We start from the raw sequence: 15313 nt of genomic DNA, 5'->3' as shown, positions 1-15313 counted from the left end.
GCCATGGTTGGCGGAGACGCAATTCACAAGCCGTCCGCGAAGACGCGGAAGCCCTCCCAAGAGGCCCGAGCGCGTGACCCTCCTGAAGCGAGAGAGTTCAAAAGCATGGCAAGGCCACAGACTCCACCACCCGCAGGCCCCGCGCCGAGCGCGCCGAAGATCGAATCGCTGAACACGAAGGACATGCGCCGCGTCCTGGGCTCCAGCCTTATGGGCAGCATCATCGAGTACTACGACTTCATCCTCTACGCGACGGCGGCCGCGCTGGTGTTCGACAAGGTCTTTTTCTCCAACCTCACACCCTCTGTCGCGCTCTTCGCCTCCTTCGGCACGCTGGCCGTCGGCTACGTCGCACGCCCCCTCGGTGGCATCGTCTTCGGGCACTACGGCGACGTCCTCGGCCGCAAGCAGATGCTCGTGATCTCCATGCTGATGATGGGCGGGGCGACGATCGCGATCGGGGTGCTTCCCACGACGGCGCAGATCGGCATCGCGGCGCCCATCATCCTGGTCCTGCTGCGGTTCGTCCAGGGAATCTCCGTAGGCGGCGAGTGGGGCGGCGCAACGCTGATGGCCGTGGAGCACGCGCCCCCCAGCAAACGGGGGTTCGCCGCGGCCTTCGCGAACGCCGGCGGCCCGGCCGGAGGACTCATCGCCACCCTGGTTGTCTCGGGGACCTCGGCCGCCACAGGCGACCAGTTCCTGGTCTGGGGCTGGCGGATTCCGTTCCTGCTCTCGGCCGTCCTGATCATCGTCGGCATGGTCGTGCGGCTGAAGGTCGCGGAGACCCCCGTCTTCCAGGCCCTCGAGGCCCAGGCCGTCGAGAAGCGCGACAGGATCAAGACGCCCCTCGGCAAGGTCATCTCCAGGTTCCCGCGCATCGTGGTCATCACCCTTGTCGCCTCGCTCGGCTTCTACACGATGCAGGGCATCCTCACCAGTTGGGGCGTCTCCGTGGCCGTGGCCGAGGGTGTGGACCGCTCGTTCGTGCTGAACATCAAGGGCGTCGCCGCGGTCATTACGATCGCGACCTGTTTCGCCGCGGCGCGGCTCAGCGACAGATTCGGACGCCGCGCCGTGCTCGCGGTCGGTGGCGTGGCCGGCGCGCTCTGGGCCTTCCCGGCGCTGCAACTCATGCACAGCGGCGAGGCGTGGGACTTCGCCCTCGCGGTCCTCGTCGGAAACGGGCTTATCCAGGGTGTCCTCGCCGGCCCGATCGGCGCCTACATCTCCGAGCAGTTCCCGCCGGAGGTCCGCTACACGGGCGCGTCGCTGGCCTACCAGGGCGCCTCCACGCTGGGGGCGGGATTCACCCCGATGATCGCGTCCGCACTTGTGGTCGCCGGGGGCGGCGGCTTCCAGCTGGTCGGGGTGTTCTGGATCGCCGTGCTGGTCCTCGGGCTCGTCGCGGTCGCCATGAGCCGCGAGGGTGCCGACTCCCAACAGTCGAAGAGGGCCGCCCGCTCCAAGCCGGCCCGGCCGACTTCGATGGAACCCGACCACGGGAAGAACGGGCGGCTGCAGGACGCCTAGCGACCCCCGCGCATCCCACCCGAAGGCCCGCCCCACCCGCAAGGGAGAGGCGGGCCGTCACCGTTCCTCCAAACGCGATACGTCAATTTTTCTGACAGTAGGCATCGTAAACTGCTTGTTTACTGGAGAAGCGGTGGCTGTGAGGATTGAGGGAATCACCCCCGAAAGGAACCAGACAATGAGCTTGAAGCCCAAGAAGCACATGGTGCTCACCACGTTTATGCTGCCGGCCGGCTACCACAAGGACAGCTGGCGCATGCCGGACAGTCGCGCGGACGAGCTCGGGAACCTGGACTTCGTGTCCGACCTGACGCTGATGGCCGAGGCGGCCAAGCTGGACGCCGTCTTCTTTGGGGACATTGTCCATGCGAACACCGTCCTCCGCGGCGACATCAAGATGAACGGCTTCTACGAGCCCATGACCGTGCTGGCCGCCCTCGCCGGCCGGACGAAGAACATCGGCCTCATCGGGACCATGTCAACCTCCTTCTCCGAGCCGTACAACGTGGCCCGCCAGCTCTGCGGGCTGGACCACATGTCCAACGGGCGGGCCGGCTGGAACATCGTGACGTCGTCGGACGGGTTCCAGAACTACGGCGTGGCCGACGTTCCCGATCCGGCCGTCCGTTACCGCCGCGCCACCGAGTTCGTCGATGTCGTCCAGAAGCTGTGGGACAGCTGGGGCGACGACGCCGTCATCGTGGACAAGGAGAACAGCGAGTACGTCGACCGCTCAAAGCTGCGGGCGATCAACCATCAGGGCGAATTCTTCTCTGTCCAGGGCCCCATCAACATGCCCCGCTCGCCGCAGGGCCGCCCCGTCCTGGTCCAGGCCGGATCGTCCGGTCCGGGCATGGACCTCGGCTCCTCGGTGGCCGACGGCATCTACACCGCCCAGCCGTTCAAGGAACCGTCCATCGAGTTCTACGCCAAGTTCAAGGCGATGGCAGCAGCGAAGGGCCGCAACCCGGACGACACCAAGGTCGTCCCCGGCATCCTGCCGATCCTCGGCGACACCGAGAAGGAGGCCAACGACCTCGCGGACGAGCTGGCCAACCACGTGCACTTGGAGAACGGCCGCACGCAGGTGGCCGCGGACCTGAAGATGGACCTGGGTGAACTCGAGTTCGACGACCGGATCCCCGCGGACTGGTTCTCCGACGACCCGAAGCTGGGCAGCCGCTACCAGATCTACCGCAAGAAGAGCGTGGATATGGGCATGACCCTGCGCGAGCTGATCGTGGACCTGGCGCGGTCCACCGGTCACCAGTGGATGGCGGGCACGGCCAGCCAGGTCGCGGACCGCATGGTGGACTGGTTCGATTCCAAGGCCTGCGACGGCTTCAACCTCAACGCCCCGTTCAACCCCGGGGGCTTCAAGCTCATCTGCGACAAGCTGGTGCCCGAACTGCAGAGCCGCGGTTACTTCCGCTCCGAGTACGAGGGGACCACGCTGCGCGAGAACCTCGGGCTGTCCCGCCCCGGAGCCTAGCCTCCGGGCGGGGGCGGCGTCGCGTCGAAGTGTTCGGCCGCGACGTCGACCCACGCCTGGGCGCGCGCGCTGAGCCGCATGCTTCCGGCCCACACCAGCGACACCGTGGCCTGCGCCCGGGCGGTCACAATCGGGTCCGTGACCCGCTTGAGGACCACGCCGAGCGCCTCGTAGGGCGCCTCGAGCTCGGGGTGCTGGAAGAGGACGGACACCCCGCGGCCGGACGCCACCAGGGAACGCACGGTGGCGTAGCTGCGCGAACGGTGGGCGATGCCCGGCGCGGCCAGGCCGGCGTCCCGGAACATCTCGAGCACCCGCGTGGAGATCGGTGGCGCGTCGAAGAAGATGAACGGCTCGGCGGCCAGGTCCTGCAGCGACACCGAAGCGGCCTCCGCCAGGGGATGTTTCCCGGGCAGCAGCATGTAGGGGTCCACGGAGAACAGGGGAGCGGACCTCAGGGCCGGCGACACGTCCATGTCGTAGACGAACGCGGCGTCGAGGGATCCGGCCAGCAGGCGCTCCTGCAGCTCCTCGTGGTACGCCTCGACGAAGTCCACCTCCACGTGGGGGCACTGCTCCGCGAAGGCCGCGAGCATCGGCGGGATCGTGGTGGGCGCCAGCGTCATGTAGCACCCCACCGTCAGCGGTCCGCGGATGTCGGCGCGGTCGCCCCTGGACAGGGAGGCGATTTCGTCCGCCATGTCCAGCAGCTGCCTGCCCTGCCGGAACACCGCGGAGCCCGTGGACGTCAGCGTGAGCCCCTTGGACTTCCGCTTGATGCACAGCTGGGCACCGACGATCCGCTCCAGCTCGGCGATCGACATCGAGATGGCGGAGGGCGCCATGTGCAGGCGCCTGGCGGCCTCGCTCATGGTTCCAGCCTCCGCGGCCACCACGAAGTGGAGCACTTGGCGCAGGGTGATCCGTGGATTCAAGACAATGTCCATACGTCAATTCTACTGAACACCGACTCCAAAAAACGGCTGTTTACTTGAACGCCTCCCGTTGTCATGCTGGAAAGAAGACCGCAACCTAGCGCCGGAGTAGCACCCCTCCGGACCGCCGGAGCCATTCCCCGAAGAGAGACGTGAAGTGATGGACAGCCGCACCGCATTCCTGGAGAGAGCAGCGCTGATCGTCGGCGCCGAGAACGTTGTTGTGCCCGGCGTCGACGCCGGGTACATCGATCCGTATCCGCTGGTGGCCGGCCGCGGAAAGTGGCCCGGCGTCCGGCCCGGAAGCGTCGAGGAGGTCCGGGAGGTGGTGCGGCTGGCGAACGAGCTGGAGGTCGCGCTGTGGACGTTCTCCCGCGGCAAGAACCTCGGCTACGGGGGACCCGAGCCGCGCGGCGGGGACATGGTGGCACTGGACCTGAGTCGCATGAACAGGATCATCGAGGTGAACGACGAGCTGAACTACGCCGTCGTCGAGCCGGGCGTGACTTTCTTCGACCTCTTCGAGCACATCAAGGAGCGCGGCCTCAAGCTGTGGATGTCCGTCCCGGCGCTGGGCTGGGGCTCGGTGCTCGGCAACATGCTGGACCGCGGCTACGGCATGACGCCCATGGGCGACCACGTCAAGAGCCTGTGCGGCGTGGAGGTGGTGCTGCCCGACGGCGACCTGCTGCGGACCGGCATGTGGGCCATGGAGGGCACGGAGCTGGGGCCGGTCTTCCAGGGCGGGTTCGGGCCCACCCTGGACGGGCTGTTCACCCAGTCCAACCTCGGCGTCGCCACGAAGGTGGGCCTGTGGCTGATGCCGTGGCCGGACGTGTACATCAACGGCGACGTGGTGGTGGAGCGCGAGGAGGACATGCCCCTGCTGATCGACATCCTCACCCAGCTTCGCCGCGAGGACATCATCCAGAACAACGCGCTCTGCGGGAACGTGGTGCGCGCCGCGACCATGAACGGCCCGCGCTCGCGCTGGTACGACGGAGAGGGGTCCATCCCGGACGAGAGGCTGGAGGAGATGCGCCAGGAGATGGGCATCGGCCAGTGGAACGCGAAGTTCGCCATCTACGGCGACAAGGGGCTCGCGGAGCGCCGGCTGGAGATCATCCGCGAGCGGTTCGCCGGCCTGGAGGGGTTCACCGTCAGGGCCCGCGCCTACGAGGGGGCCGACGGCGCCCAGGTGGCCTACGAGGACATCGCGCCGATGGACCGCACCCAGATGGCCGGAGTGCCCACCCTCAAGCCGCTGGAGACAGTGGCGTGGGCGGCGGAAAACGGCGGGCACATCGACGCCGCCCCCATCCTTCCGGCGCGAGGCCACGCGGTCTGGGAGTTCTACCAGGAGGCGAAGGCCCTGTACAAGGAGTACGGCTTCGACCTGTACATCGGCTACCACCTGTATCCGCGGCACATGGTGCACGTGACCATGATCTTCTTCGAGAACGGCAACGAGGAGATGCTGGCCCGCGCACGGGAGCTGTACGGCAAGCTGCTGCGGGCGGCCCGGCTCCGCGGCTATGCCCCCTACCGCAGCCACGTGGACTACATGGACACCATCGCCGACGGGTTCGACTTCAACGACAACGCGCTGCGCCGGTTCCAGGAGGTTCTCAAGGACGCGGTGGATCCCAAGGGCATCCTGTCCCCGGGCAAGCAGGGAGTGTGGCCCGCCAAGTACCGTTCGGTCGTCGCAGGCGCGTAGTGGGCCCCGACGGCGCCGCACACGATCCGGTTCGTGTGCGGCGCCGATTTGTGTTCGTCGACGCGGCCTAGCCGATGTTGACGGCCACGGACTTCGTCTCCGTGTACGCCTCCACGCCCTCGCGCCCGTTCTCCTTGCCCCAGCCCGACTGCTTGAAGCCGCCGAAAGGCATGTTGGCGTCCATGCCGGCGGATGCGTTCACCCTCACGTTGCCCGCCTTGATGCCGCGCGCGAACCGAAGCGCCCGGGAGATGTCCCGCGTCCAGATGGTGGAGGAGAGGCCGTAGTCGGTGTCGTTGGCGCGCGCCAGGACGTCGGAAACGGAGTCTTGGTCGCCGAAGGTGGACACGCTGAGGACCGGCCCGAAGACCTCCTCGCGCACCACCCGCATCCGCGCGGTGGTGTGGCGCAGGACGGTCGGCTGGACAAAGAAGCCGTCTCCGTCCATCCCTGCGCCGCCGGTGACAACGTCGGCTCCCTCCTCGCGGCCGCTGGCCACATAGTCCAGGATCCGCTGGCGCTGCACCTCGGAAATGACCGGGCCCAGCTGTGTTCCCGCCCCCATCCCCGGACCCACCACCAGCTTCTCCGCCATGGCGGCGATGCCCGCAACTACCTCGTCCGCCACGGCGTCGTGGACGTAGAGCCGGGAACCGGCGGCACAGATCTGCCCGGTGTTCCCGAAGATGCCCATGGCGGCGCCCGGGATGGCGCGCTCCAGGTCGGCGTCCGGGTAGACCACCACCGGCGACTTCCCGCCGAGTTCCAGGGATACCCGCTTGAGGTTCCCCGCGCAGGAAGCCAGTAACCGCTTGCCCACGGCGGTGGAGCCGGTGAAGGAGATCTTGTCGACGTCCGGGTGGTCGGCCAGGCGCTGCCCCGCCACGGGACCCAGGCCCTGGACCACGTTGACGACGCCGGGCGGGAAGCCCGCCTCGAGGACGAGCTCGCCCAGGCGCACCGCCGTCAGCGGCGTGAGCTCGGCCGGCTTGAGCACCACGGTGCAGCCGGCTGCCAGCGCCGCGGCCATCTTCGAGGCCGTGATGGCCAGCGGGGCGTTCCAGGGAACGATGAGGCCGACGACGCCGATCGCCTGCCGAAGCGTGAACGCGTGCCAGGTTCCGGGCAGGGACACGTCGCGGGTCTCGCCGTTGAGCTTGGTCGCCCACCCCGCGTTGTACCTGAAGGCCTCGATCGCGCCGGGGATCTCGAAGTTCCGCGTCACGCCGATCGGCTTGCCGCAGTTCAGCGATTCGAGGACGGCCAGGTCCTCGAGGTTGTCCTCCATGGCGTCGGCCAGCCGGACGAGCAGGCGCGCCCGCTGCGAGGGGGCCATGGTGGCCCAGGGGCCCGCATCAAACGCGCGGCGGGCCGAGGCCACCGCACGGTCCACGTCCGCGGCCGACGCGGACGCCGATTCGGCGAGGCGCCTACCGGTCGAAGGATCGAGGATCTCCAAGGGCTCGGCCGTCCCCTCCGCCCATTCCCCGCCGATCAGCAGGCGGAGCGGACGGTCCAACAGGACGGGTCGGGAAGCGTCGGCGGGGCGTGTCAGTGGCGTGGTGGTCATCGGCTTCTTTCCATGGGGCGGAGCGGCCAACGAATGCGGGCCGAGATAAACATTATGTGACTGTTGCCACAAAGCGCTACGGAAGATACATTGTTTTCAAATAATGCATTTCCTGTCCGAGTCCGTCTCGGGCCCCAGACCGCTCCACACCCATCCCAGCGACCGCCCCGCCCCCGTTCCGGGCGGGACCAAGCACCTCAACGAGGAGGCACCACATGAACAACCAGAAGCGCTTTACCGCACGCCGCACCGCCGTCGCCGCAGCACTGCTCGGATTCTCGCTGTTCGGGGTAACGGCCTGTGGCGGCACCGCCGACGCCGGCGCGGCCGCGGGCGACGGCGGACTCGTGCCGTTGAAGATCTCGGTGGCGCCGATCCATTTCGAGACCGCTTACCTGGCGAAGGAGAAGGGCTACTTCGAGGAGGCGGGGCTCGACGTCACCATCACCATGGGCGCGGACCCGGCCGCCATGGTGGCCATGGCCGTCAGCGGCGAGCAGGACATCGTGATCGGCTCGTGGATCAACATGGCGACGTCGGCCTCGCAGGGTGTGCCCATCGCCGTCGTCGGCGGCAACGGGATCGTGGATCCCGTCGACTCCAACTCCGGCGTGATGGTCCGGGAGGACTCGGGCATCAAGTCCGTGGCGGATTTGAAGGGCAAGGTCATCGGCGTCCAGGGCGTCAAGTCCGGCGGCGACATCCCGGTCCTGCAGGCGCTGGAGGCCAGCGGCATCGGGCTCGAGGACGTCACCGAGGTGGCGATCCCGTACTCCGGCATGGAGGCGGCGCTGGAGCAGAAGACGGTCGACGCCGTTGTGCCGGCGGACTCCTTCTACCATCAGATGAAGAAGGCCGGCTACCCGGTGATCGCCAACCCGGTGCTGGAGTACCAGGCCAACGCCCCGGTGACCGTCTGGAGTGCCACTGACCAGTGGCTCGAGACCAACGGCGCCACGGCGGAGAAGTTCCTCGCGGCCATGGAGAAGTCCGTGGACTTCTATTCCGAGGAGTCCAACCTGGACGACGTGCGCGCCGTCACCGCCCAGGTGAACAAGAAGGACATCGACGAGGTCGGCACCAAGTACGTCCCCGCCTCCGTTGCGATCAACATGGCCGAGGCCCAGGCCGGCATCGACGCCATCCAGAAGTTCGAACTCGTCGCCGATCCCGTGTCCGCGGAAGAGCTGCTGTGGGACAAGGCGCCGCGCCGCGATTCCGCCGAGGCGACCAAGTAGCCGGAAGCCCGCGCACCAGCGAAGGAAACCATGAAAACACAATCACAACGGCTGGACCCTGCGCTCCTGCTCCAGCGGCTGCTCGCCATCGCCGCCCTGGTCGGCATCTGGCAGCTCGTCATCCTGAGCGGCACGATGCCATCGATGGCGCCGGACGTGCCGGAAATCTTCCGGGCCATCGTCGATGTCCTCGGCTCGGGCGTGTTCTGGGCCGCCATCGCCAAGACGATGACGGCGGCCCTCGGCGGGTGGCTGATCGCGGTGGGGGTGGGCGTCCTTCTGGGCCTGCTCGTGGGCTCCATTCCCTACCTGGACCGGTCGTCGTCGATTCTCATCGACTTCGGGCGCTCCTTCCCGGTCCTGGCCCTGATGCCCGTGGTCATCATGCTGCTGGGCTCCAACACCAGAATGGAGATCGTGGTGGTGTCGCTGTCCTGCCTGTGGCCGGTGCTGGTGCAGACCATCTACGGCGCGCGCCGGCAGGAGGCTGCGGTCGTGGACACCATCCGGGTCTTCCGCATCCCCAAGGGCCTCTGGTTCCGCCGCGTGCTCCTGCCCGGCGCCCTGCCGTTCATCGCCACCGGCGTGCGCATCTCCGCATCGATCGCGATCCTCGTCGCGGTCGGCGTGGAGGTGCTCAGCCAGGCGCCCGGGATCGGACGCCAGATCACCCTGGCCCAGGAGTCGCAGGATTGGGACCAGGCCTTCGCATACCTGTTCTTCGCGGGACTGATCGGCTGGGGCATCGCGCTCGGCCTGCAGGCCATCGAGGCCAGGTTCCTCAAGTGGAACAGGCAAACCAATGACTAGCACCGTACTGGACAAGCGACCCGTCAAGGACGGGCGCGGCGGGCGCGCAAAGCGGGTGCGCGAGCGGCGCTCGCCGGCCGTGCAGATCATCGACCGCACATGGATCATCGCGCTGCTGCTGGTCATCTGGTGGTTCGCCTCCGAGCGGAGCACCAACTTCTTCATCCCCTCGCTGAGGGAGATCCTGGTGGTGCTCTGGCGCGACCTCGGCAACGGGGTCCTGCTCGACGGCGCCCTCTACAGCCTCTCCAACCTGGCGGGCGGCCTGTTCCTGGCGATCGTCGTCGGCATCGTGCTCGGAATCGTCATCGGGGAGATGCCGCGCGTGCGCAACGTCGTCGATCCGATCCTGCACTTCTTCCGCTCGATTCCGCAGGCGGCACTGGTGCCGCTGATCATCGGCGCCTTCGGCATCGGCCAGGGCCCGAAGATCTATACGATCGCGTTCGCCTGCATGTGGCCGGTCCTCTTGAACACCATCGACGGCGTGCTGGGCGTGGAGCCGACGATCCGCAAGTTCTCCAAGGTCTACCGCATCCCCCAGGGGCTCCACTTCCGCAAGGTCGTGCTGCCCGCCGCGCTCCCGCAGATCGTCGCCGGCGTCCGGGTGGCCCTGCCGATCGGCATCACCGTCATGGTGGTCAGTGAACTCTTCGCGGCCACCAGGGGGCTCGGCTTCTACATCCTCAACTCGTCCGCGACGTTCAAGATCGCGGAAACCTGGGCCGGGGCGCTGTTTGTCGGCGTGATCGGCTACGTCCTGTCCCTGCTGTTCATCGTGTGCGAGCGGCGCATCCTGCGCTGGTACTTCAAGTCGGGCGCGAAATGAGCCACCCCATCCCCACGGAATCCCTAGGAGCCCCCATGACCGTCGAGGCAACCTCCGCGCCCGAAACGTCCACCGCACAGGCACTGATGCAGGTCCGGGGCATGAGCATGAGCTACGGCACCGGCCCCAACGAGAACAAGATCCTGGAAAACCTGGACCTCGACGTCGCCGCCGGCGAATTCGTCTCGATCGTCGGCCCGTCCGGCGTCGGCAAGACCACGCTCCTGCGTTGCCTCTCCGGCCTGTTGCGGCCCAAGGCCGGGACCATCACGGTCAACGGGCACCAGGTCTCCGGGCCGCACCCGGACCTGGCCGTGGTCTTCCAGGACTACAGCCGCTCGTTGATGCCGTGGATGAACACCCGCGAGAACGTGGCCTTCCCGCTTCAGGGCAAGGGCATGGGCAAGGCTGAGCGGAACGCGCTGGCGGACAGGAACCTCAAGGCCGTCGGCTTGGAGGGCCAGGGGGACAAGTACCCGTGGGAGATGTCCGGCGGCATGCAGCAGCGCGTGGCCATGGCGCGCGCGCTGGCCTACAACGCCAAGGTGCTGCTGATGGACGAGCCCTTCGCGTCCGTCGACGCGCAGACGCGGTTCGACCTCGAGGACCTCGTGATCGACCTGCAGAAGAACCTCGGCGTCACGATCATCCTGGTCACGCACGACATCGACGAGGCGGTCTACCTGGCGGACAAGGTGGTGGTCATTGCCGAGAAGCCGGCGACCGTCGTCGACGTCATCGAGACGGGCTTCGGGGACGAGCGCGACCAGGTTCAGACCAAGGCCGATCCGCGCTTCGCCGAGGCACGCGCCCGCATCCTCATCCGGCTGCGCAAGCACTAGGAACCGCAAACCCCGCCTGGGACGTGGCGCCGGTCAGCCGTGGGCGGCCGGCGCCTCGGCGATTCCGGCCTTGTGGATGGCCTTCAGTGTGGTCTCGTAGTGCGCGCGGAGCAGCTTCGCGGCCTTCTTCGCGTCGCGCTTGAGGGCGGCGTCGAGAATCTCGCGGTGTTCCTGTGCCACGTCGCGGTTCACGAACCGCGTGGCGCTTCCGGCCCAGCGGTTGTAGAGCTGCGTCAGGTCGGAGAGTGTGCACGTCAGGTCGATCAGGGTCGGCACGCCGCACGCCTGCAGCAGCTTCTCGTGGAATGCCTGGTGGGCGCGTACCCAGTCGTCGGTGAGCTGGTCGTCCTCGCCGGTCCGGTAGGGCGTGCGCTCCAGCGTGTGGTGGGAGGCCATGAGCTCGGACTCCCAGGCGAGGTCGCCGCGCTCCAGTGCCAGCCGGACGCCGAACTCCTCGTTGACGCAGCGCAGTTCCGTGATATCAGTCAGCTCCGCGAGCGACAGGACGGGGACGAAGAAGCCGCGGTTGGGCTTGAGGACCACCAGGCGGTCGCCGACAAGGCGGGTCAACGCCTCGCGGATCACCGTGCTGCTGGTCTGGTAGTGCTCGGAGAGCGCGGTCAGCTGCAGCTTGGCCCCGGGCTCCCAGTGACCCGAGAGGATGTCGTTGCGCAGCGCGTCGCGGATGTGGGTGCTGAGCGTCTCGGAATCAGTTCTTTTCGACATGTGCATAATTGTAACCAGCGACAGAGAATATTTTATCTGTTGACTTATGCAATTCCGGAACTACGATTGGGGAAAGCCCAGAGGCCGGGTTTGCCCCCCCGTCCGGCGCCGCGCGCCGGCCGCTGGCCACCCTTCCGGCTCCGCACCACCCCATCCCCAGGAGAACTCCGTGACCGCTTCCCCCACCGCAGTTCAGACCACGCAGGACAGCGTCGTCGACGACCTCTATTGGCGCGACGAATACCAGCCCATCACGGAGGACGACCGGTTCCTCCGCCACATCGTGGAGACAAGCGACCTGCCGGCGCTCCTGGTGGCGCTCGCCGCGGTGACTCGCGACTTCTCCATGCTGCGCGGGGACCTCCGGCCGCCGCAGCCCCCCGCCGACACCATCGGCGAACCGCACGGCGGAATGGACCAGGAGGCGCAGGCCGAGGCCCGCGAGCTGGCGTTCGCCGCGTTGCGGCGGGTTCGCGACGAGGGGCTGACCAGCGTCCAGACCCTGGACGAGGGGGAGGCGACGACGGTGCTCGAATGGATCACGAACGCCGCCAATCCCGAGTACCACCCGTTCCTGATGCACGACATGGCCCTCGTGGAGGGCAAGAGCGGCAAACCCGCGTGGGACTACCGCGAGGTCTCCGCCGGCCGGGACTTCAGTGTGGCCATCATCGGCTCCGGAGTTTCCGGCATGGCCGCCGCCTACCGGTTCGGCCAGGCGAACATCCCGTACACGGTCTTCGAGAAGGGCCACGCCGTCGGCGGCACCTGGTGGAAAAACACTTACCCGGGCGTCCGGCTGGACACCCCCAACTACGCCTACAGCTTCTCCTTCGCGCAGCGCGACGACTGGCCGCAGCAGTTCTCCGAGGGTCCCGAGATCCACGCCTACACCTGCGAGGTGGCCCGGCGCGGCGGGATCGAGCCCAACATCCAGTACGGCACCGAGGTCACGGCCGCACGCTTCGACGAGGCGGCCGGCATGTGGGACGTGGACATGCTCGTCGACGGCAAGCCGTCCACCCGGCGCTTCGACGCCGTCGTCTCCGCCGTTGGCCAGCTTGACCGCCCGAAGTTCCCCGAGGTTGCCGGCCGCGGGGACTTCGCCGGCATCCACATGCACTCCGCGGAGTGGGACAACAGCGTCGACGTGACGGGCAAGCGGGTCGCCGTCATCGGCACCGGCGCCAGCGCGTACCAAATCGTCCCCGCCGTCGTCGACCAGGTGGAGTCGCTCACCATCTTCCAGCGCAGCTCGCCGTGGATGCTGCCCACCAACGGCTACTACGACGACATGTCCGATTCCGTGAAGTGGCTCGTGGCGCACCTGCCGCACTACGGCCAGTGGATGCGCTTCTGGCAGTACTGGCTCGGTGTCGAGGGCCGCCAGCACACCATGAACGTTCAGGACGGCTGGGACACCCCCGGCAGCGTTTCCGACATCAACGAGCGCGTGCGCCGGGAACTGACCCGGCTGCTCCAGGCCCAGTACCAGGACCGGCCGGACCTGCTCGCCAAGGTCACTCCCGACTACATCGTGGGCGGCAAGCGCATGCTGCGCGACAACGGCGTGTGGGCGGAGTCGCTGAAGAAGCCGCAGACCACGCTGGTCACCAGCGGCATGGAGCGGATGACGGAGACGGGAATCGTTGACGCCGACGGCGTCTTCCACGAGGTGGACATGATCATCTACGCCACCGGTTTCCATGCGTCCGAGTTCCTCGAGCCGCTGCGGGTCGCGGGGCTGAACGGCCGGGACCTCCACGAGTACTGGGGAGGGGACGCGAAGGCGTACGCCGGCATCACCGTTCCAAACTTCCCGAACCTGTTCATCCTGACGGGCCCGAACACCGGCCACGTGGTCAACGGCAGCCTGTTCACCATGATGGAGAGCGCCATCGAGTACACGCTCGAGGCCTTCCGCCTGCTGTTCGAGAAGAACCTCAAGGCCATCGACCTGAAGCAAGAGGTGCTGGACGGGTTTGTCCGCGACCTGGACGCCGCGAACGCACGGAAGGCCTGGGGCCACCCCAGCGTGAACACCTGGTACAAGAACAAGTTCGGCCGCGTCTCCCAGATCTGGCCCTTCCCGGTGCTGGACTACTGGAAGATCACCCGCGAGGTAAAGCTCGACGACTACAACGAGCTCTCCTAGCGTGGGCCGCGACAGCACCGCCGGCGCCACCGGAACCCTGCCGGCGTACGCCGCGACGGTGCGCGGCGGCGTCGTCCACGCGGCCGGCGTCCGCTACGGCGTGCGCCGGGACCCGCGCGACAGGTTCTCCGCTCTGGCGGACCCTCCGCGTCCCCTGCAGGACGCGCCGGCGGCGTTCCCGCAGGCTCCAGGATCCATGGACTGGCTGCTGGGGACCGCGCTCTCGCGCATGCCGCAGCACGAGGACGCCTTCCAGCTGAACGTCTGGGCACCGGAGGCCGCCCGCAACGCGCCGGTCCTTGTGTTCCTCCCCGGAGGCGCCTACGTGAGCGGCGCGGGGACGGTGGGCTGGTACGACGGGGAACGGCTGTCCCGCGAGGGTGGCGTGGTGGTCGTGACGGTCAACTACCGACTCGGGGCGCTGGGGCTCGTCGCCGGCGACGGCCTGGAGAACCGCGGCATCGCCGACGTGCTGCAGGCACTGCGCTGGGTCCACGGAAACATTGCCGCGTTCGGGGGAGACCCCGGCGCGGTGACCCTCGCGGGACAGTCCGCCGGCGCGTGGATCGCCTTCGCGCTGGCGCAGGCCGAACCGGCGCGCGGTCTGTTCCGCCGTGCCGCCCTGTTCAGCCTGCCGTTCCAGCCGCCGCTGACCGCCTTGGAGGCCGGCGAGCGGGCGGCCATCTTCCGCGGCGCGCTCGGGACCGATCCGGCGACGGCGGACAGGGGAGCGATTCTGGCCGCCCAGGGCGCGGTGTCCCGCGCCTACGCGGGCCGCGGGCTGGGCCTGCAGCCGGTCGCCGACGGCGTCCTGGTCCCCGCGGACCTCGGCGACTTCCGGGCGGCGGCGCCGCGGCTGCACGTTGACGGCATCCTGCTCAACTCAAACGATGACGAGGCCGCCGCGATGCTGCACGGGCTGCCCGTCCCGGCCGTCTCGCCAGAGATGGCGGCCGGCTTCATCGCGTCGCGTTTCGCGGACCCCGCCGCGGCCGCCCGGGCCATCGACGAGCGCCTCCCCGGGGCCACGCAGCACGCGCGCATGGCCGAGGCCATGAGCCTGCACGAGTTCCGGCTGGCGGCCACCGAGCTGGCGGCGGCGTCCCACGGTGCCGGAATTGCCGCGACGCTGCTCCGGTTCTCCGTGCGGAGCCCGTTGGAGGGCGCCGGATCCGCCCACAACTTCGAGTTGCCGTTCCTCTTTGGCAACCCCGCCGACTGGGCCGACGCCCCGATGCTCCAGGGACTCGACGGGGACGTGCTCGAGGCGGTCGGCGCGGACCTGCGCGCCCTGCTGCTGGGCTTCGTTCGCTCGGGGGTCGCGTTAACCGCCGACGGGATGCCCGCGCCGGTCTTCGACCCGGCGCGGCCGCGGATGCTTCGGCTGACCGCCGGCGGGACGGCAACCGCGGTCCCCGAGACCGGGTTGTCGCCCCGCCGCCAGCCATAAGGCCTCCCCGGCG

General features: G+C 68.3%; 12 protein-coding genes. 9 read left to right on the top strand and 3 right to left on the bottom strand.

Annotated elements, in window-relative coordinates; translation table 11 throughout:
• Positions 1-105 precede the first annotated feature (105 nt).
• Both AC3ZJJ_RS13740 and AC3ZJJ_RS13735 read left to right on the top strand, forming a co-directional pair.
• On the top strand, positions 106-1533 hold the full coding sequence (locus tag AC3ZJJ_RS13740) for an MFS transporter (protein ID WP_489892376.1): 1428 nt from the start codon (positions 106-108) through the stop codon (positions 1531-1533).
• Between the two features lie 178 nt (positions 1534-1711).
• Positions 1712-3025, top strand: a complete 1314-nt coding sequence (locus AC3ZJJ_RS13735; RefSeq protein WP_489892375.1) for an NtaA/DmoA family FMN-dependent monooxygenase — start codon at positions 1712-1714, stop codon at positions 3023-3025.
• Here the strand turns inward: AC3ZJJ_RS13735 and AC3ZJJ_RS13730 are convergent.
• Complete coding sequence (locus AC3ZJJ_RS13730; protein ID WP_489892374.1) at positions 3022-3972, bottom strand: LysR family transcriptional regulator; 951 nt, start codon at positions 3970-3972, stop codon at positions 3022-3024. The genes AC3ZJJ_RS13735 and AC3ZJJ_RS13730 overlap by 4 nt on opposite strands.
• Before the next feature lie 148 nt (positions 3973-4120).
• Here AC3ZJJ_RS13730 and AC3ZJJ_RS13725 point away from each other — a divergent pair, with 148 nt between their 5' ends.
• Complete coding sequence (locus tag AC3ZJJ_RS13725; protein WP_489892373.1) at positions 4121-5680, top strand: FAD-binding oxidoreductase; 1560 nt, start codon at positions 4121-4123, stop codon at positions 5678-5680.
• A 67-nt stretch (positions 5681-5747) separates the two neighbouring features.
• Here the strand turns inward: AC3ZJJ_RS13725 and AC3ZJJ_RS13720 are convergent, their stop codons facing one another.
• Positions 5748-7250 (bottom strand): aldehyde dehydrogenase family protein, encoded by a 1503-nt coding sequence (locus AC3ZJJ_RS13720; protein WP_489892372.1) that lies wholly within the window; start codon positions 7248-7250, stop codon positions 5748-5750.
• A gap of 215 nt (positions 7251-7465) precedes the next feature.
• Here AC3ZJJ_RS13720 and AC3ZJJ_RS13715 point away from each other — a divergent pair, with 215 nt between their 5' ends.
• From AC3ZJJ_RS13715 to AC3ZJJ_RS13700, 4 genes are read left to right on the top strand one after another with little or no spacing between them, the layout of a single operon-like run.
• Positions 7466-8488, top strand: coding sequence for an ABC transporter substrate-binding protein (locus AC3ZJJ_RS13715; RefSeq protein WP_489892371.1), 1023 nt, complete (start codon positions 7466-7468; stop codon positions 8486-8488).
• 30 nt (positions 8489-8518) lie between these two features.
• Positions 8519-9298, top strand: coding sequence for an ABC transporter permease (locus AC3ZJJ_RS13710; protein WP_489892370.1), 780 nt, complete (start codon positions 8519-8521; stop codon positions 9296-9298).
• A complete protein-coding gene (locus tag AC3ZJJ_RS13705) occupies positions 9291-10127 on the top strand; it encodes an ABC transporter permease (protein WP_489892369.1) in 837 nt (278 codons plus the stop codon). The genes AC3ZJJ_RS13710 and AC3ZJJ_RS13705 overlap by 8 nt, the downstream gene beginning before the upstream one ends.
• Before the next feature lie 35 nt (positions 10128-10162).
• The gene (locus AC3ZJJ_RS13700; protein ID WP_489892368.1) at positions 10163-10969 is read left to right on the top strand and encodes an ABC transporter ATP-binding protein; all 807 of its coding nucleotides are present in this window, start codon (positions 10163-10165) and stop codon (positions 10967-10969) included.
• 33 nt (positions 10970-11002) lie between these two features.
• Here AC3ZJJ_RS13700 and AC3ZJJ_RS13695 read toward each other — a convergent pair whose 3' ends face one another.
• Positions 11003-11695: a GntR family transcriptional regulator gene (locus AC3ZJJ_RS13695; RefSeq protein WP_489892367.1), complete on the bottom strand. Its 693-nt coding sequence runs from the start codon at positions 11693-11695 to the stop codon at positions 11003-11005.
• 169 nt (positions 11696-11864) lie between these two features.
• Here AC3ZJJ_RS13695 and AC3ZJJ_RS13690 point away from each other — a divergent pair, with 169 nt between their 5' ends.
• Together AC3ZJJ_RS13690 and AC3ZJJ_RS13685 are read left to right on the top strand one after the other, a co-directional pair.
• A complete protein-coding gene (locus AC3ZJJ_RS13690) occupies positions 11865-13850 on the top strand; it encodes a flavin-containing monooxygenase (protein WP_489892366.1) in 1986 nt (661 codons plus the stop codon).
• A 1-nt stretch (position 13851) separates the two neighbouring features.
• Positions 13852-15300 carry a carboxylesterase family protein gene (locus tag AC3ZJJ_RS13685; RefSeq protein WP_489892365.1) on the top strand — a complete coding sequence of 483 codons (1449 nt, stop codon included), beginning with the start codon at positions 13852-13854 and terminating at the stop codon, positions 15298-15300.
• The last annotated feature ends 13 nt before the right edge of the window (positions 15301-15313 follow it).

The organism is Arthrobacter sp. AOP29-A2-19 (assembly GCF_058138025.1).
Note: the sequence above shows the minus strand (reverse complement) of the source record. Positions and strands in the feature narration are given on the sequence as shown.